Annotated in this window: 13 protein-coding genes and 2 pseudogenes; 10 read left to right on the top strand and 5 right to left on the bottom strand. The window is 61.0% G+C overall.

What is annotated here, in order from left to right; all coding sequences use genetic code 11:
• Nucleotides 1-73 precede the first annotated feature (73 nt).
• From AC4PS7_RS15755 to AC4PS7_RS15720, 8 genes and pseudogenes are all read left to right on the top strand, one after another.
• Complete coding sequence (locus AC4PS7_RS15755) at nt 74-1,588, top strand: amidase (protein WP_010209147.1); 1,515 nt, start codon at nt 74-76, stop codon at nt 1,586-1,588.
• A gap of 73 nt (nt 1,589-1,661) precedes the next feature.
• Nucleotides 1,662-2,255 carry a nitrile hydratase subunit alpha gene (gene nthA / locus AC4PS7_RS15750; protein WP_029529092.1) on the top strand — a complete coding sequence of 198 codons (594 nt, stop codon included), beginning with the start codon at nt 1,662-1,664 and terminating at the stop codon, nt 2,253-2,255.
• A gap of 41 nt (nt 2,256-2,296) precedes the next feature.
• Nucleotides 2,297-2,959 (top strand): nitrile hydratase subunit beta, encoded by a 663-nt coding sequence (nthB, locus tag AC4PS7_RS15745; protein WP_010209144.1) that lies wholly within the window; start codon nt 2,297-2,299, stop codon nt 2,957-2,959.
• On the top strand, nt 2,956-4,215 hold the full coding sequence (locus AC4PS7_RS15740) for a GTP-binding protein (RefSeq protein WP_042571781.1): 1,260 nt from the start codon (nt 2,956-2,958) through the stop codon (nt 4,213-4,215). Before nthB ends, AC4PS7_RS15740 begins: the two co-directional genes overlap by 4 nt.
• Before the next feature lie 18 nt (nt 4,216-4,233).
• Nucleotides 4,234-5,232 (top strand): annotated as a pseudogene (locus tag AC4PS7_RS15735) (PAS domain-containing protein); the annotation flags it as partial.
• Nucleotides 5,233-5,517: pseudogene (locus AC4PS7_RS15730) on the top strand (methyl-accepting chemotaxis protein); the annotation flags it as partial. It lies immediately after the preceding pseudogene.
• A 78-nt stretch (nt 5,518-5,595) separates the two neighbouring features.
• On the top strand, nt 5,596-7,236 hold the full coding sequence (locus AC4PS7_RS15725) for an AMP-binding protein (protein ID WP_031290487.1): 1,641 nt from the start codon (nt 5,596-5,598) through the stop codon (nt 7,234-7,236).
• A 46-nt stretch (nt 7,237-7,282) separates the two neighbouring features.
• Nucleotides 7,283-7,858 (top strand): TetR/AcrR family transcriptional regulator, encoded by a 576-nt coding sequence (locus AC4PS7_RS15720; RefSeq protein WP_187517147.1) that lies wholly within the window; start codon nt 7,283-7,285, stop codon nt 7,856-7,858.
• Between the two features lie 55 nt (nt 7,859-7,913).
• Here AC4PS7_RS15720 and AC4PS7_RS15715 read toward each other — a convergent pair whose 3' ends face one another.
• Complete coding sequence (locus AC4PS7_RS15715; protein ID WP_021491108.1) at nt 7,914-8,396, bottom strand: Lrp/AsnC family transcriptional regulator; 483 nt, start codon at nt 8,394-8,396, stop codon at nt 7,914-7,916.
• Between the two features lie 184 nt (nt 8,397-8,580).
• Between AC4PS7_RS15715 and AC4PS7_RS15710 the strand changes: the two genes are divergently transcribed.
• Nucleotides 8,581-9,621, top strand: a complete 1,041-nt coding sequence (locus tag AC4PS7_RS15710) for a zinc-dependent alcohol dehydrogenase family protein (RefSeq protein WP_492179608.1) — start codon at nt 8,581-8,583, stop codon at nt 9,619-9,621.
• A gap of 136 nt (nt 9,622-9,757) precedes the next feature.
• On the opposite strand, the gene AC4PS7_RS15705 is transcribed toward AC4PS7_RS15710, so the two are convergent.
• The 4 genes from AC4PS7_RS15705 to AC4PS7_RS15690 form a co-directional block, all read right to left on the bottom strand.
• Nucleotides 9,758-10,459 (bottom strand): MlaA family lipoprotein, encoded by a 702-nt coding sequence (locus tag AC4PS7_RS15705; protein WP_492179607.1) that lies wholly within the window; start codon nt 10,457-10,459, stop codon nt 9,758-9,760.
• A gap of 85 nt (nt 10,460-10,544) precedes the next feature.
• Nucleotides 10,545-11,939: an efflux transporter outer membrane subunit gene (locus AC4PS7_RS15700; protein WP_137205574.1), complete on the bottom strand. Its 1,395-nt coding sequence runs from the start codon at nt 11,937-11,939 to the stop codon at nt 10,545-10,547.
• Nucleotides 11,936-15,070, bottom strand: coding sequence for an efflux RND transporter permease subunit (locus AC4PS7_RS15695; RefSeq protein ID WP_137205575.1), 3,135 nt, complete (start codon nt 15,068-15,070; stop codon nt 11,936-11,938). The genes AC4PS7_RS15700 and AC4PS7_RS15695 overlap by 4 nt, the downstream gene beginning before the upstream one ends.
• Before the next feature lie 2 nt (nt 15,071-15,072).
• Nucleotides 15,073-16,257, bottom strand: coding sequence for an efflux RND transporter periplasmic adaptor subunit (locus tag AC4PS7_RS15690; RefSeq protein WP_021491113.1), 1,185 nt, complete (start codon nt 16,255-16,257; stop codon nt 15,073-15,075).
• A gap of 144 nt (nt 16,258-16,401) precedes the next feature.
• Between AC4PS7_RS15690 and baeS the strand changes: the two genes are divergently transcribed.
• Nucleotides 16,402-17,787 (top strand): sensor histidine kinase efflux regulator BaeS, encoded by a 1,386-nt coding sequence (gene baeS, locus AC4PS7_RS15685; protein ID WP_045791837.1) that lies wholly within the window; start codon nt 16,402-16,404, stop codon nt 17,785-17,787.
• Nucleotides 17,788-17,790: the final 3 nt, after the last annotated feature.

Genomic DNA, 17,790 nt, shown 5'->3' with positions numbered 1-17,790 from the left:
TTGAGCACCAGGCCCACTGACCTTGATGAGCATGCAGTGCTCTTCGGCCACAGACGATAAGGACAGCCCCACCATGGCAATCGTTCGCCCCACCCTTGAGCAGTTATTGGATATCGCCAGCCGCCTGCACATGCAGCTCAGCCCCGAGCATGCGCGGGAATACTTGCCGCTTATGCAGGCGAGCTTTGACGCCTACGACCTGATTGACGAGTTGCCCGATTTCATTCCACCGGTACGTTACGAACGCAGCTCGGGCTATCGTCCATCGGCTGCACACAACCCACTCAACGCCTGGTACGTGCGAACGGAAGTCAGCGGTGCCCGTGACGGCAAACTGGCGGGTAAAACGGTCGCACTCAAAGACAACATTTCACTGGCTGGCGTGCCCATGATGAATGGTGCCAAGCCACTGGAAGGCCACGTTCCATCGTTCGACGCCACTGTGGTCACTCGGTTACTGGACGCGGGCGCAACCATCCTCGGCAAGGCGACGTGCGAGCATTACTGCCTGTCAGGTGGCAGTCACACTTCCGATCCCGCACCGGTTCACAACCCTTATCGCCATGGGTTTGCCTCGGGTGGATCGTCTTCCGGCAGCGCGGCGCTGGTCGCCGCGGGCGAGGTCGACCTCGCAGTCGGCGGTGACCAGGGCGGATCGATCCGGATTCCTTCCGCATTCTGCGGCACTTACGGGATGAAACCTACGCACGGTCTGGTGCCTTACACCGGGATCATGGCCATCGAAGCGACCATCGATCATGCCGGCCCCATCACCGCCAATGTGAGAGACAACGCTTTGATGCTGGAGGTCATGGCCGGCGCGGACGGGCTTGATCCCCGGCAAGCCGCGCCCCAGGTCGACACGTACAGCGATTACCTGGCACGCGGTGTGAGCGGTCTGAAGATTGGCGTCCTGCGCGAAGGCTTCGAATTGGCCAACCAGGATCCACGCGTTGCGTCGTCGGTCCGCAATGCCATCGCACGGTTTTCGCAACTGGGCGCGCAGGTCGAGGAGGTGTCGGTGCCTGAGCACGCGATCGCCGGGGCGCTGTGGCACCCCATCGGCTGTGAGGGTCTGACGATGCAGATGATGCACGGCAATGGGGCGGGTTTTAACTGGAAAGGGCTGTATGACGTGGGCTTGCTGGACAAGCAAGCCGGATGGCGCGATCAGGCGGATGACCTGTCCGCCTCTCTCAAGCTGTGCATGTTCGTCGGCCAATACGGTGTCGAGCGCTACAACGGGCGTTTCTACGCCAAGGCGCAAAACCTCAGGCGCCTGGCTCGCTCGGCCTATGACGCGGCCTTGGCGCGCTATGACCTGCTGGTGATGCCTACCGTCCCGATCATTGCCCAGCCGCACCCGGAACCGGATTGCTCGATCACTGAGTACGTGGCGCGAGCACTGGAAATGATCGGCAATGCCTCCGCCCAGGACATCACGGGCCACCCGGCGATGTCGATCCCCTGCGGTCTGGTAGACGGTCTGCCTGTCGGGCTCATGTTGGTGGGCAAGCACTATGCCGAAGGCACGATTTATCAGGCTGCCGCAGCGTTCGAGGCGGCTGTCGACTGGAAAAACTGTTAGCCGGCCCCCCGCAGCGCAAAAAAGACCAAGCCGCCAGGCGCTGCCTAGACGCTCAATGATGAGGAATAAACCGATGACCACTCCTGAGAGAAACACATCAACCCCGGGCGAACGAGCACAAGCGTTACTGCAAGTGCTCAAGCAGAAGGACCTGATCCCCGACGGTTACATCGAGCACATGACGCAACTGATGGCCCACGAATGGAGCCCGGAAAATGGTGCGCGGGTTGTGGCCAAGGCCTGGGTAGACCCGCAGTTTCGTGAACTGTTGCTAAGGGATGGCACCGCAGCGTGTGCCCAGTTTGGCTACACCGGCCCGCAGGGTGAATACATTGTTGCCCTGGAAGACACGCCCACTCTGAAAAACGTGATTGTGTGCAGCCTCTGCTCCTGCACCAATTGGCCCGTCCTCGGCTTACCACCGGAGTGGTACAAGGGCTTCGAATTTCGTGCCCGGCTGGTGCGCGAAGGGCGCACTGTCCTGCGGGAATTGGGCACGCAACTGCCGGACGACGTCACCATCAAGGTGTGGGACACCAGCGCCGAAAGCCGCTATCTGGTGCTGCCTGTACGGCCGCAAGGGAGCGAGTCCATGGATGAAGAGGCGCTTCGAAAATTGATCACCAAGGATGTCCTTATCGGCGTGGCGCTACCGCACGTCGCGTAACCGGGGCGCTTTGTTTCTTTCACTTTTCAGAGGTATTCACAATGGATGGTTTTCACGATCTCGGTGGTTTTCAGGGCTTTGGCAAGGTCCCTCACACCATCAATAGTCTGGACTACAAACAGGTATTCAAGCAGGACTGGGAACACCTGGCCTACAGCTTGATGTTTATCGGTGCCGATCACTTGAAAAAGTTCAGCGTGGACGAAGTGCGCCACGCCGTCGAACGCCTGGATGTCCGCCAACATGTCGGCACCCAGTACTACGAACGCTATGTCATTGCGACCGCCACCCTGCTGGTCGAAACAGGCGTCATCACCCAGGCAGAACTCGATCAGGCCTTGGGCTCCCCCTTCAAGCTGGCGAACCCTGCTCATGCCGAAGGTCGCCCGGCGATCACCGGTCGACCGCATTTTGAGGTGGGCGACCGGGTCGTCGTGCGAGACGAGTACGTGGCCGGGCATACCCGCATGCCAGCCTATGTGCGTGGCAAGGCAGGCGTGGTGCTGCACCGCACATCGGAGCAGTGGCCGTTCCCGGACGCGATTGGCCATGGCGACGTGAGCGCGGCGCACCAGCCGACCTACCATGTCGAGTTTCGCGTAAAGGATCTCTGGGGTGATGCGGCAGACGATGGGCTGGTGGTGGTCGATCTTTTCGAAAGCTACCTGGACCACGCCGATGTCGCTCAAGCGGTGAAAGCATGATTGACGGCGCCCTGACAGGCCGACTGCCGGTGACGGTGCTTTCCGGCTTCCTCGGCGCCGGCAAAACCACCCTGCTCAACCATATCCTGCGCAATCGCGAAGGCCTCAGGGTGGCGGTCATCGTTAATGACATGAGCGAGGTCAACATTGATGCCCAGGAGGTGCAGCGCGATGTGTCACTGCACCGTGGCAGCGATGAGTTGATCGAGATGAGCAACGGCTGCATTTGCTGCACGCTGCGCGCCGATTTGCTTGAGCAGATCAGTGCCCTGGCGCGCCAGCAGCGTTTCGATTACCTGCTCATTGAGTCCACCGGGATCTCTGAGCCGATGCCGGTCGCGGAGACGTTCGCCTTCCTGGACGCCGAAGGCTTCAGCCTCAGCGAGTTGGCACGGCTCGATACCTTGGTGACAGTGGTCGATGGCAGCCGTTTCCAGGCGCTGCTTGAGTCACCGGACGCCGTGCCCCGCGACGACGCACAGGAGGACACGCCCCAGCGCCCTCTGGCCGACCTTCTGATCGAGCAAGTGGAGTATGCCAACGTCATTCTCGTCAACAAAATGGACTTGATCGATGAGCCTGGCTACCAGGCCTTGCACGGAATCCTCGCAGGCCTTAACCCGTCCGCGCGGATCGAGCCAATGACTCAGGGTAACGTTGAGCTATCCCACATCCTCGGCACCCATCTGTTTGATTTACCCAGCCTTGCGGCGTCGCCGGGCTGGATGAAGACAATGGAGGCCAGCGACGCACCGGCCTCCGAGTCGGATACCTATGGCGTGACGTCCTGGGTGTACCGCGAGCGCGCCCCTTTTCATCCGCAGCGATTGTTCGATTTCCTCCTGCGACCCTGGTGCAACGGGCGCCTGCTGCGCAGCAAAGGTTACTTTTGGCTGGCCAGCCGCCACCTTGAAATCGGCCTGCTGGTGCAAAGCGGCAAGCAGTTCCAGTGGGACTATGTCGGGCGCTGGTGGACCTTCATTGAGCCGTCGCAATGGCCGCGGGATGAATATCGGTTGCAAAGCATCATGGCCAAGTGGGACAGCATTGTCGGGGATTGCCGGCAGGAATGGGTCTTCATCGGCCAGGATCTGGATACCCATAGGTTGCAACACGAGCTCGACAACTGCCTGCTGAGTGCTCAGGAAATCGCCGCAGGCCCGTCGGCCTGGCAAACCCTGCCGGGAGCAACAGACTTTGACACCCGGGCCTTGTCGGCATGCCCGTCCCCCCTCTTGCAGGCGGATCCCCTTTGAACGAGGTAGAGGTGCTCCATGCTTTTTTTCAGCAGAACCACCCGTTGGGTACTGACGCCGCTCGCCGAGAGGCTGGAGCAGCCAGACCAGCCGAGCATGCCGTTATCATCGAACAACCCGTTATTGCGCCGCATTCTGTCAGGCGTCGATCAATTGCTACAGGAGCGGCGTGCCTTGGAGGAGCAAGCACGCGCACTGACATTGAAAGTCAGTCAATTGGACGAACGCCTGGCCTGCCGCGACAAGCATTTGCGTCATGTGGAGACGCGCTGGGCACTGATCACCCAGGGTGCAGATGAACTGTTCTGGACACTGGATCTGGCTGCAACCGCCGCCCCCGGGCCGGAGTGCGCAATGGAGTGGTCGGGGTCGGCGTCAATCCAGGCCCAAGGTATTGATCAGCTCGGCCGTTGGAGCGAACAGTTACACCCCGCTGACCGGCAACCGCACCTGGAAGCGCTTGCCCGGCATCTTGCCGATCGCAGTGGGCGGACGCCCTTTGCGCTTGATGTGCGCCTGAAGTCCGCATCAGGCAGTGACTATCGCTGGTGCAGGGTCAGCGGTAACGCGAGTCGTGATCCGCAAGGCGTACCTCTCGCCATCGGTGGAACCCTTCGTGACATTCACGAACAACACCTGCACAACGAGACACTTGAACTGGCGGCCACACGTTTCGACATTTCCCGGGAAATGCTGCACGACGGGCTCTGGGACATCGAGGTCGTGGCCGGCGACCCTGCGAACCCGAAAAATACCATCTGGTGGTCGTCGCAAATGCGCCGACTGCTGGGGTGCAGCACGGTTGAAGAGTTCCCCAACACCCTGGAAAGCTGGACCTCGCGCCTGCATCCCGACGACAGCGAACGGGCGATCGCAGCGTTTGTTGCCCACGTTGAAGACCGCAGCGGCAAAACACCGTTTGATGTGGATTACCGACTCAAACATAAAAGTGGCGCTTACCGCTGGTTCCGCGGCCGGGGGCAAACGCGCCGCGCATCGGACGGCTCCCCGCAGCGAGTGGTGGGTGCCATTACCGATATCCATGCCCACCATGAAGAAAGCACGATGCGTGAGGCGCAGGCGGAACAACATCGCGTGATGCAGGAAACGCTCAGCAAGTTGACGCACATTGTCGCCACCATCCAGGGCATTGCCAGCCAAACCAACCTGCTGGCCTTGAACGCCGCCATTGAGGCGGCGCGCGCAGGCGAGGCCGGGCGCGGGTTTGCCGTGGTCGCTGATGAAGTCCGCAAGCTGGCCACTCGGACCAGCCAGGCCACACAGCAAGCAGCCGAAATGATGGACAGCTAGCCACATCAAAGCGCGCGCACTGGGCGTGTGCACACCGAACATCTACCAACAATAACAATCAGGTACGTTATGCGTGATTACGACTCGGCAGTGACCTCTTTCAATTATCGACAACTGGCCGCCCAGGACTTGCACGGCGAGCTGACGGCCATGAACGCCTGCATCGAATGCTGCGACCGGCACGCCCTGGGTGATGCCGTGGCGTTGTACTGCGAAACGCCGGATGGCCGCGCCACGCACCACACGTTCAGCGAACTGCAGGCCCACGCTGCGCGCTTCGGCAACTTTTTGCGCGAGCAAGGGGTCAAGCCGGGAGAGCGTGTAGCGGGCCTGATGCCACGCACGGTTGAACTGTTGATTGCCATTTTGGGGACCTGGCGCATCGGCGCGGTCTACCAACCGCTCTTCACCGCATTCGGCCCCAAGGCAATCGAGCAGCGATTGGGTTGCTCCGAGGCGCGCTGGATTGTGACCGATGCCCATAATCGCCCCAAGTTGGACGACGTCATTGACTGCCCACGCATCATCGTGACCGGCGCAGGCCCACGCAACCCGGACGATTACGACTTCTGGACCGTTCTGGATCGCCAACAGGCCGATTGTGCACCCGAGTTGCTGGACGCCAGTGCGCCGTTCCTGCTGATGTGTACGTCAGGCACCACAGGGCCGGCCAAGCCGTTGGAGGTGCCCTTAAGCGCCATTCTGGCCTTCAAGGGCTATATGCGTGATTCGATTGACCTGCGAGAGGACGACCATTTCTGGAACCTCGCCGACCCCGGATGGGCCTATGGTTTGTATTACGCGGTGACCGGCCCGCTGGCATGTGGCCGTGCCACGCTGTTCTATGACGGCCCGTTCGCGGTGGACAGTACCTGCCGGATCATTGCCAAGTATGCGATCACCAACCTGGCCGGCTCGCCGACCGCCTACCGCCTGCTGATCGCGGCGGGGGCTGCGTTCGCCGACACCGTGCGTGGTCGCCTGCGTGTCATCAGCAGTGCCGGCGAGCCGCTGAACCCGCAGGTCATCCGTTGGTTTGCCGACGAACTCGGCGTGGTCATCCACGACCATTATGGCCAGACTGAAATCGGCATGGTGCTGTGCAACCACCACGGCCTGCGTCACCCGGTACGTGAGGGTTCAGCCGGTTATGCGGTTCCGGGGTACCGGATTGTCGTGCTGGATGATGCTCATCGGGAACTGCCACCGGGCCGGCCAGGCGTGCTGGCGGTGGATCGCGAGCGGTCGCCCCTGTGTTGGTTCGAGGGCTACTTCGGAATGCCCACCCAGGCTTTTGTCGACCGTTATTATTTGAGCGGCGATATCGTGGAGTTGAATGACGACGGCAGTATCAGCTTCGTGGGCCGTAACGACGACGTGATCACTACCTCCGGCTATCGCGTCGGACCTTTCGATGTGGAAAGTGCGCTGATCGAACACCCTGCGGTGGTTGAAGCCGCCGTGATTGGCAAACCGGACCCGCAACGCACCGAGTTGATCAAGGCGTTCGTCGTACTGAACAGTCAAAGCCTGCCAAGCACCGAGTTGGCGGAGGTCCTGCGCCTGCATGTCCGGCAACGCCTGGCCGCGCACGCGTACCCGAGGGAAATCGAGTTCGTCGAACACCTGCCCAAAACACCCAGTGGCAAATTGCAGCGGTTCATTCTGCGCAACCAGGAAATCGCGAAGCAGCAGGCGTTCGACACATGACCCAAGGCTACGGCCGTCGGGTGTGGCTGCGTGTGCGCAACACAGCGTGCGCACTGTGCTAAGCCGCTCTGAATTCCAGCGCAGAGCCCTGGAGTTGTTCCAGCAGCGCAGTTTCAGTCAGGTCAGCATGCGTGAACTGGCGGCGCATATCGGCATCACTCCGGGGGCGATTTATCACCATGTAGAAAGCAAGGAAGCACTGCTTTTCGAGTGGCTGATGGAGCTGTATCAGACGTTGTTGTCGCACGTTGAGCTGATCAAAAAACGAAGATTGACGCCCGCGCAACGTCTGACAAAACTGATCGAAGGCCACCTTCGATTGCATGAACACATGGCCGGGCAGTTTAAGTTGGCCGTCATGGACACCGGCTGCCTGAACGCGCCGATGGAAGAAAGTGTACGGCGATTGAGGGAGGCTTATGAGTCGGAAATACTGAGCTTGCTCGGGCAGCTATGCCATCAGCCTGGTGGCCCCTTGCGCGAAGGCGCACTGCAGGCAATCGTGCCCATGCTGAACAGCCTGCCTGCATGGCTGAGCCCCAGGATGGAGAAAGCCCAGCGTCGGGTCATCGCCCAGGCCATCGTCAATGCTGTCGTACAGGCGATAAAGGCCCTGCCTTGAACCAGGTAGCGCCTGGGCGCCTGATGATCAGGCCGTCGCCCTGATTCAAAGGTCCTCAGATGCTCAGGAGTTCGGCCACTGGAAACCGATGGGTGGTCTTCATTTCTCGCAGTGACAGGTTCGACCGGATACTCAATACACCCGGCAGCTTCCTCAGCACTTTTTCAACGAATCGGCTGTAGCTGTCCAAATCTCTCGCGACCACTTGAAGTAAAAAATCCGCCTCGCCCGTTGTGTTGTGACAACTGAGTACCTGCGGCGCCGACGCTATGATTTTCTCAAACTTTTCCGTGGCTTCTTCACTGTGATCACTGCAGGAAATCTGCACGAAAGCCATCACCCCCAGGCCCAGTTTTCTGCGATTCAGGATGGCTTGATACCCCTCGATCACGCCGCACTCCTCCAGGCGTTTCTGTTTACGCCAACACGATGCTTCACTGAGGGAAAGTTGCTCCGCCAACTTCACATTCGAGAGTCGCCCCTCTCGCTGCAGTCGCTCCGATATCGCAATATCCACCTTATCCAAACGCTCAAACATGGTTGATCCTTTCAATTATGTGCCGGATAACGGAGATTAATTTCATTTATCGCCCACTATCAACTGGAATCTGAAAAGCAATTTCAAGGCATTCGCACATAATGGATCAGCGTTGATTCGAGCCGCCCCGCGCAAGAAATCGAACGAATACAACGTCGTGTCTATCCGAGCAGAGGTGACTTTCATGAAAGCAGTTGTCTACGAAGCCTTTTCCCAACCGCCGCGCTTGATGAACGTCGAAGACCCGACGCCGGAGCGTCACGGCGTGGTCGTACAGGTGCGGGGCACCGGCGTCTGCCGCAGCGACTGGCACGGCTGGAAGGGGCATGATCCGGACATCCAACTGCCGCATGTTCCCGGGCATGAGCTTGCCGGCATCGTGACGGAAGTTGGCAGGGACATCACCCGGTGGAAGGTCGGCGACCGTGTAACGGTGCCCTTTGTCGGCGGGTGTGGCGCGTGTCCCGAGTGCAACAGCGGTAACCAGCAAGTCTGTAATACGCAGTTTCAACCGGGCTTCACTCATTGGGGGTCGTTTGCGGAATTCGTCGGTATACACCAGGCCGACCTGAACCTCGTCGCACTCCCGCAGAGCATGGACTTCGCCACCGCTGCGAGCCTGGGCTGCCGCTTCGCCACGTCATTCCGCGCCGTCGTTGACCAAGGCAAAGTCAGCGCCGGACAGTGGGTCGCGGTGCATGGCTGCGGAGGTGTGGGCCTGTCCGCCGTGATGATCGCCCAGGCCCTTGGCGCGAATGTCATTGCCATCGATATTTCGCCGGAAAAACTCGAACTGGCACGCGCGCTCGGCGCCGCTGCTACCGTGAACGCACACAGCGTGGCGGACGTAACAGAAGCCGTGCTGGAAATCACCCAGGGGGGCGCCCACGTATCGCTGGATGCATTGGGCCATCCCACCACCTGCTTCAACTCCATCAACAACCTGCGCCGTCGAGGCAAGCACGTCCAGGTAGGCCTGATGCTCGCCGACCACGCCCAGCCGGCGATCCCCATGAGCAAGGTCATCGCGCATGAGCTTGAGATCTACGGCAGCCACGGCATGCAAGCACATCGTTATGACGCCATGATCCAGATGATCTCCAGCGGAAAACTGGCGCCGGAAAAACTCGTGGGTAAAACCATCAGCCTGGAGCAGTCCATCGACGCGTTGATGAACATGGATCGCTTCGAGACCGCTGGCGTAACCGTCGTGACCGAATTTTAGATCGCACAGGGCGCAGCCGTACAACCGGCAGTGTTGGAGTAAGCGCAACGTTAGTGTTGCGTTCCAACTGGAGAGTGACGAACGATACTGATCTTCTGTGCCGAGCGGGTTGGGGAAGAGCACGCAGGGGCGCCGGTCAGAAGTCATCCTTTACGTTTGCGCCGTTGATCTTGAACGCTCGGTTTTGCAGATAGGCACTGCGAATAAACGTGTATTTATCGCCCGTCATGAGCTTTTCAGATGCCAGATATTGAGCACGCCCGTCGATCACGCCCACGCCGTACAGGCTATTACGCGTAGGCACGTCGCCCATGTAGCGAACCGGATTGGCGTAGGCATCGGGAGGGATGGCCGGCGCATCGCGCAGTGTGCTGGGCCCCAGGAACGGCAGTACCAGGTAAGGCCCGCTATTGACCCCCCAGTAACCGAGGGTTTGCCCGAAATCCTCGTCACTGCGCTGCAGCCCCATGGGGGTCGCGACGTCTATCAACCCCACCAGGCCAATCGTGCTGTTGAGCAAAAAGCGGCTTGTGTCGACGCCAGCGCTGTGGAACTTCACCTGGAGGACATCGTTAGCCAGGTTTTTGACCTCCCCGAGGTTGTTGAACACATTATGAATGCCGTCCTGGACAACACCGGGCGTGATGAGTTGATAGCCCTGGGCGAGGGGTTTCAGTGCATAGGTATCCAGTACGTCATTGAATGCGAAGATCGGTCGGTTAACACCTTCCCATGGGTCCGCGTCGGAATTCGCAAGACACAGCGGTGACATCATGATGAAACAGGCGCAGCCCAGCACCTGGACGCAACCGCTTAAAGTGGAACGAAAAGCACACATGTTGATTCCCCGTTGAATGAACTAGCCGATTTGATCCGCGCAAGCCGTTCCATCGCTGCGGTGATGTGTGCATGTGCCAACGCCGTTAATTCCAACCGCCACCCAGCACTTTGTACAACGTGATGCGGTTACTCTGCTCGGTCAGGCGCAGCGTGATCAGGTCCTGTTGTGCGCTGTAGAGCGAGCGTTGCGCATCCAGGGCTTCGAGGTAGCTTTGGGAGCCGCCCCGATACAAGGCATCCGAGAGTTCGAAGCTTTTGCGGCTGGCGTCGGTCAGCGCCTGTTGCGCGGCAATACGGCGATCCAGGGTGCTGCGCACCGCCAGTGCGTCGGCCACTTCGCGGAATGCGGTTTGCAGGGTTTGCTGATAGGTCTGCAACTGGATCTCGCGTTCGACCTTGGCCGAATCCAGGGTTGCGCGGTTACTGCCCCCGTCAAAAATCGGCACGCTGATGCTCGGGGCAAAGGTCCAGGCGCCGCTGCCGGACTTGAACAGGCCGGCCAATGCCGAGCTGGAAGAGCCGGCGTTGGCGGTCAGGCTGATGCTCGGGTAAAACGCCGCACGGGCCGCGCCAATATCGATGTTGGCGGACTTGAGCGTATGCTCGGCCGAGAGCACGTCCGGGCGTTGTTGCAACAGGCTGGAGGGCAGGCCTGCTGGAATATCCACCAGCACTGCCGCCGACTCCAGGCGCGTGCCCGGCAAGAGGGCCTCGGGCAGATCACTGCCCACCAACAGGCGCAAAGCATTGCGGTCCTGCAGGATCTGGCTCTCATAGGACGCTACATCGCCCCGTGCCGATTCGACGGTGGTCTGGGCTTGCGCCACCGACAACGCGGAAGAGCCACCCAAGGCGTAGCTGCGCTGGGTCAGGTCGTAGGTGGCCAACTGGCTGGTCAGGGTTTCCTGGGCCAGCAGCAGCCGTTCGTTGTCGGCGGCCAAGGTCAGCCAGGCGGTGGCAATTTCCGCCACCAGGCTGATTTGCGTGCTGCGCCGGGTTTCCGTCAACGCCAAGTAGTCTTCCAGCGCCTCATCGCGCAGGTTGCGAACCCTGCCAAACACGTCCAGTTCATAGCTGCTCAGCCCCAACTGAGCGCTGTAGTCGTGTGTGGTGACTGCCGTGCCGGTGTTGGACAACGACCCCGGCGTACGGCTATGGGTGCCGCTGACGCCCGCGTCGACGGTAGGAAACAGGTCAGCGCGCTTGATGCGGTACTGCGCCTGGGCCTTTTCAACGTTGAGGCTGGCCAGGCGCAGGTCGCGGTTATTGGCCAGCGCCAATTGCTGCAACTGCGCCAGGCGGCGGTCGGTAAAAAAATGCTGCCACTTGATATCAGCCCCAACCTTTCCTTTGGGCAGGTTGGCCGCCGGCAACCATTGCTCGGAGACGGGGGCCTCAGGGCGCTCGTACTGCGGCGCCAGGTTGACGCAGCCGCCCAGGGCCATGGCGGCCAGCAGAGGCCAGTGTGACTTGATCATGCATCACCTGTCGGGGCAGATTGATTAGCGCTGCGCACGCGGCCGAAACGACCGCGGATCAGCACGAAAAACAACGGTACAAAGAAGATCCCCAGCACTGTGGCGCTGAACATACCGCCCAGTACTCCCGTACCAATGGCCTGGCGTCCGGCGGAGCCTGCACCGGTGCTCAAGGCCAGCGGCAATACGCCGAACATGAAGGCCAGGGAGGTCATCAGGATCGGCCGCAGGCGTTGGCGCACCGCGACCAGCGTCGCGTCGATCACGCTGCTGCCCTGCTCTTGCAAGTGCTTGGCAAACTCAACGATCAGGATCGCGTTTTTTGCGGCCAGGCCCACGGTGGTCAACAGCCCGACCTGGAAATACACGTCGTTGCTCAGCCCGGCGACACGGGTCGCCAGCACTGCACCGATGACCCCCAGGGGCACGACCAGGATCACCGAAAACGGCACCGACCAACTCTCGTAGAGCGCGGCCAGGCACAGGAATACAAACAACACGGAAATGCCGTAGAGCAGCGGCGCCTGGGACCCGGACAAGCGCAGCTGATAGGACTGCCCGGTCCACTCGTAGCCAATACCCTGGGGCAACTGCCGGATAATGGCCTCCACGGCGGCCATCGCATCGCCGGAGCTCACCCCTGGCGCCGGATCGCCAACGATCTCCAGGGAGGCGTTACCGTTGTAGCGTTCCAGCAGCGGCGAGCCGTAGCCCCAGGTGCTGCTGGCAAAGGACGAGAACGGCACCATTTCATTGTTACTGTTGCGCACAAACCAATGATCAAGGTCCGCAGCCTGCATGCGCGAGGATGCCTGGCCCTGTACATAGACCTTTTTCACCCGGCCCTGGTTGAGAAAGTCGTTTACATAAGTGCCGCCTAAGGCCGTCGCAAGGGTGCTGTTGATATCGCTGGTACTCAGGCTCAGGGCCCCGGCCTTGCGGTCGTCAATGCTGACCTTGAGCTGCGGTGCATCGTCCAGGCCGTTGCTGCGCACGCCCAGCAAGCGGGCGTCTTTCCTGGCCAACTCAAGGAACTGTTCGCGGGCGGCCACCAACGCATCATGGCCCAGGCCACCGAGGTCCTTGAGCTGCAGGTCGAACCCCGAGCTCTGGCCCAGGCCACGCACGGTCGGCGGCTGCATGACGAACGCATCGGCATCGCCGATGCTGGACAGTGCCAGGGTCGCCCGCTGGGCAATCGCGGCTGCCCCCTGACCAGAGCCACCGCGTTCGGACCAATCCTTGAGGCGGATAAACGCCCGTGCGGTGTTCTGGCTGTTACCGCCCATGCCCAAGCCGCTGATGCTGATCATCGCTTCGACCTCGGGCTGTTGCAGGATGTAGTCCTCGAACTGCTTGATCACCGCCTGTGTGCGGCTGTCCGTCGCGCCGACCGGCAACTGGATCTGTGCCAGCAGAATCCCTTGGTCCTCGTCCGGCAGAAACGAAGTGGCCAGGCTGACATAACCCACCGCCATGACCACCAGCACCAGCCCATACAGCAGCAGGCTGCGCCCCCAACGCCGCAACACCACGCCCACCCAGCGCTCATAACCGGCGCTGGCGCGCTCGAAGGTGCGGTTGAACCAGCCAAAGAACCCATGCTGAGCGCCATGCCCCTTGCCATTGCGCGCTTTGAGCAACGTCGCGCACAGCGCGGGTGTCAGGGTCATCGCCACCAACACTGAGAGGACCATGGCCGAGACGATGGTCACGGAGAACTGCCGATAGATGATCCCGGTGGAACCACCGAAAAACGCCATAGGGATAAATACCGCACTCAGCACCAGGGTGATCCCGACCAGTGCGCCACTGATTTCACGCATCGATTGACGCGTAGCCGCCACGGGCGACAGCCCTTCGCCCATCAGCCGCTCCACGTTTTCCACCACCACGATGGCATCGTCTACAAGCAAGCCGATCGCCAGGACCATGGCAAACATGGTCAAGGTATTGATCGAGTAGCCGAACAGCGCCAACACGCCGAACGTGCCGAGCAGTACCACCGGCACGGTAATCGCCGGGATCAGCGTTGCACGCAGGCTCTGCAGGAACAGGAACATGATCAACACCACCAGCACGATGGCCTCGCCCAGGGCCTTGACCACCTCTTCGATGGACAGGCTGACAAAGGGCGTGGTGTCGTAGGCGATCACATTTTTCAGCTGCATTTCCGTCGGGTAGAAGGGCTCCATCTCCTTGAGCTTGGCCTTGACCGCCTTGCCGACGTTCAGCGCGTTGGCGCCGGCGGCCAACTGCACGCCCATGGCCGCCGCGGGCTTGCCGTTGAGGGCGGTGCTGATGTCGTAGCTTTCACTGCCCAGTTCCAGGGTCGCGACATCGCCCAGCAGTACCACGGCACCGTCGCTGTTGGACTTGACCACGACCTTGCGAAACTCGTCCACGGTCTGCAGTTTGCTGCGGGCGCTGATCGTAGCATTCAGTTGCTGCCCCTTGATCGCGGGCAAGGCGCCGAGCTGTCCAGCCGAGACTTCGGTGTTCTGCGCTTCCAGGGCGCTGCTGATGTCCGACGGCATCAACGCATATTTTTCCAGCAAGGCGGGGTCCAGCCAGATGCGCATGGCGTAGCCCGAGCCCAACGTCTGCACATCGCCCACGCCGTCTATTCGGCTGATGGAATCGAGCAAGGTGGTGGAAATGTAATCACCTATCTGAGTGCCGGTGACGCTGGGGTCGTCCGATGCCAGGGCGACAATCATCAAGAAGTCCGAACCGCCCTTGGTCACGGTCAGGCCTTCGCTTTGTACCGATTGCGGCAGCCTCGACTCGGCTTGTTGCAGCTTGTTCTGCACCTGCATTTGGGCGACGTCCGGGTCGGTGCCGGCAGTAAAGGTCAAACTGATGCTGGCACTGCCTGCCGAACTGCTGGTGGCTGACATATAGGTCAGGTTATCCAGGCCTTTCATTTGCTGTTCGATGACCTGGGTTACCGAGTCTTCGACGGTCTTGGCCGAGGCCCCGGTGTAGGTGGCAGAAATTTTCACCGTGGGTGGTGCAATATCCGGGTACTGCTCCAACGGCAACTGGCTGATGGACAGGCTGCCACCGAGCATGATCACGATGGCAATGACCCAGGCGAAAATCGGTCGATCAATAAAAAAGTGCGCCACGCTCAACCCTCCTTCGCGGGGGTGCGGGGTGTGGCCGCCTGAGCATTGGCGTCCTGCACTTGGACCGCGGCACCGGCACGGACTTTTTGTCCGCCTTCGACAATCAACTGGTCACCTGCCTGCAGGCCTGCCGTAACCCACCACTGATTCCCCACCGCCCGATCGATGGTCAGCTCACGTTGTTCGACCTTGCCGTCAACCACCAGCAACGCGGTGGTCACGCCACTGGCGCTGCGGTTCACAGCTTTTTGCGGAACCAGAATGGCTTGCTCGTTGCGAGCCTGTTCGAGCACCGCGCGGACATACATGCCCGGTAGCAGCAGGTGATCCGGGTTGGCGAACTCCGCACGCAGGGTGACCGTGCCCGTCCCCTCGTTGACACTGACACCACTGACCTTGAGCCGCCCCTGCTGGTTGTAGGCACTGCCATCGTCCAGCTTCAGGCTGACCCGTGCCTGGCCATCGCCGTTGGACTGCAATGCGCCGCTGGCCAGGTCACGCTTGAGCTTGAGCAATTCGGTGGTCGATTGGGTCACGTCCACATAGATCGGATCGAGTTGCTGCACCGTGGTCAAAGCGCTGTCCTGATTGGCCACCACCAGCGCCCCAGGGGTCACGGTCGAGGTTTCGATGCGCCCGCCGACCGGTGAGGTAATACGGGTGTAAGCCAGGTTGATCCGCGCGGTCTGAACGTCGGCCTCGGCGCCCTGCACGTCGGCGGCGGCCGTCAGCAAGGTCGCCTGGGCGTCTTCGTTATCTTGCTGGCTGATGGCATTGATCTTCACCAGTTCGGCGTCGCGCCTGGCGGTGGCCTGCGCCGATTTAAGCGTGGCGCGGTACTTGGCCAGGCTCGCCTCGGCCTGCGCCAGCGCGGCGGTGTAGGACGCTGCATCCAATTGGTACAACGCTTGCCCAACCTTGACATCCGCCCCCTCGACAAACAGTCGACGCTGGACGATACCGCCAACCTGAGGACGAATCTGCGCCACCATGAAGGCCTGGGTGCGCCCCGCCAGCTCAGTGGTCAGCACCTGGCTCTGGGGTTTTATGCTGATGACCGAGACTTTGGGGGTGACTGCCTCAGGAGGTGGCTCGCCACCGGAGCAGCCGCCCAGCATGGCCAGAACGATCAAGGACAGGAAAACTGCGGCGGTTACCAGGTATTTGGCGATTACTTTCGTGGACATAGCAGCCTCTGCGACACGGAATGGCTTGAGTCAGCGCCATCCTGCGAGGCAAATGTGCAGGAAAATTGAAGATTGCCCGGCCGGGTTGAATCTATCCCTCACTAGGGCCTAAATGGTCCCACCTATTTTTAACGGCCCATCTGCATGAAGTTGAGTATCTCCACCAAACTGTTTATTGCGGTACTGGCCGGTGTGTTGTTGGTCATCCTGAGCATGGGCCTGGCGACGAGCTGGAGTTTTGGACGCGGCTTTCTCGGGTACCTCAATGAGCAGGCACTGGAGCGCATGGCGCCCGTGCTGCCACGTCTGGCCAGTGCTTACGCGCGTGAGGGCAATTGGGAGTTCCTGCGTAACCAGCCGGATCGCTGGTTTGAGATCATGCGGCCCGAACTCGGCGCAGACCCGGCGAAGAACGACTTGCGCTCGCCCATGGCTTCGGACCTGACGGGCGCCCTGTTTCGGATCGCCCTGCTGGATAAATATAAAAAGCGCGTGAACGGCTACCCGGACATCGGCACGGACGCCCTGCTACGCCCGATTGTGGTGGCCGATGAAACCGTGGGCTGGCTGGCCGTGACACCGTTCCAGAGCGTGACCGAAGCCGGCGGCGAACGATTCCAGCAATACCAGTTACGCACCAGCCTGGTCATGGGCGCCTTCTCACTGCTGCTGGCGATGCTGATTGCCTGGTGGATCGCCCGCACGCTGCTGGAGCCGGTCAAGCGGGTGGCTGCGGCAACACATCGCCTGGCCAGCGGCGACTTCAGCAGCCGGGTGGCAGTGAGTTCCAATGACGAAGTCGGCCAATTGGCCCGTGACTTCAACCAACTCGCCTACACCCTGGAACGCAATGAGCAGATGCGCCGCGAATTCATGGCCGATGTGTCCCACGAACTGCGTACCCCGCTGTCGGTCTTGCGCGGCGAGCTGGAGGCTATCGAGGATGGCGTACGCACCCTCGACCCAGGCTCGATGCAGTCCTTGCAGGGCGAAGTGAGCATGCTCAGCAAGCTGGTGGATGACCTGTATGAACTGTCCCTGGCGGATGTCGGGGCGCTGACCTACCGCAAGAGCGCCTGCGCACTGGAGCCACTGCTGCGCGCCAGTGTGTCGATGTTCCAAGAGCGCTTGAATGCGCGCCACCTGCGCCTCGAACTGGATTTGCCAGCACCGCCCGTGGAACTGTTGGCCGATGCCGGTCGCTTGCAGCAACTGTTCTCCAATCTGTTGGAAAATGCGGTGCGCTACACCGACCCGAATGGGCTAATACGTATCCGCGTCGCCCTGGATCGCGCTGACGTATGCATCGACATCCTCGACTCCGGCCCTGGTGTGTCGGCCGAGCAATTGCCGCGCCTGTTCGAGCGCTTCTATCGCGGCGAATCCTCGCGCAACCGTGCCAGTGGCGGGGCCGGCCTGGGGCTCGCGATCTGCCACAGCATCGCCCTCGCCCACGGCGGCAGCCTCAGCGCCGCTCACTCCCCCCTCGGTGGCCTTTGGCTGAGCCTGCGCCTCCCACGGAATACCTGACCC

Source organism: Pseudomonas sp. DW-iso3 (genome assembly GCF_058725305.1).
Note: the sequence above shows the minus strand (reverse complement) of the source record. Positions and strands in the feature narration are given on the sequence as shown.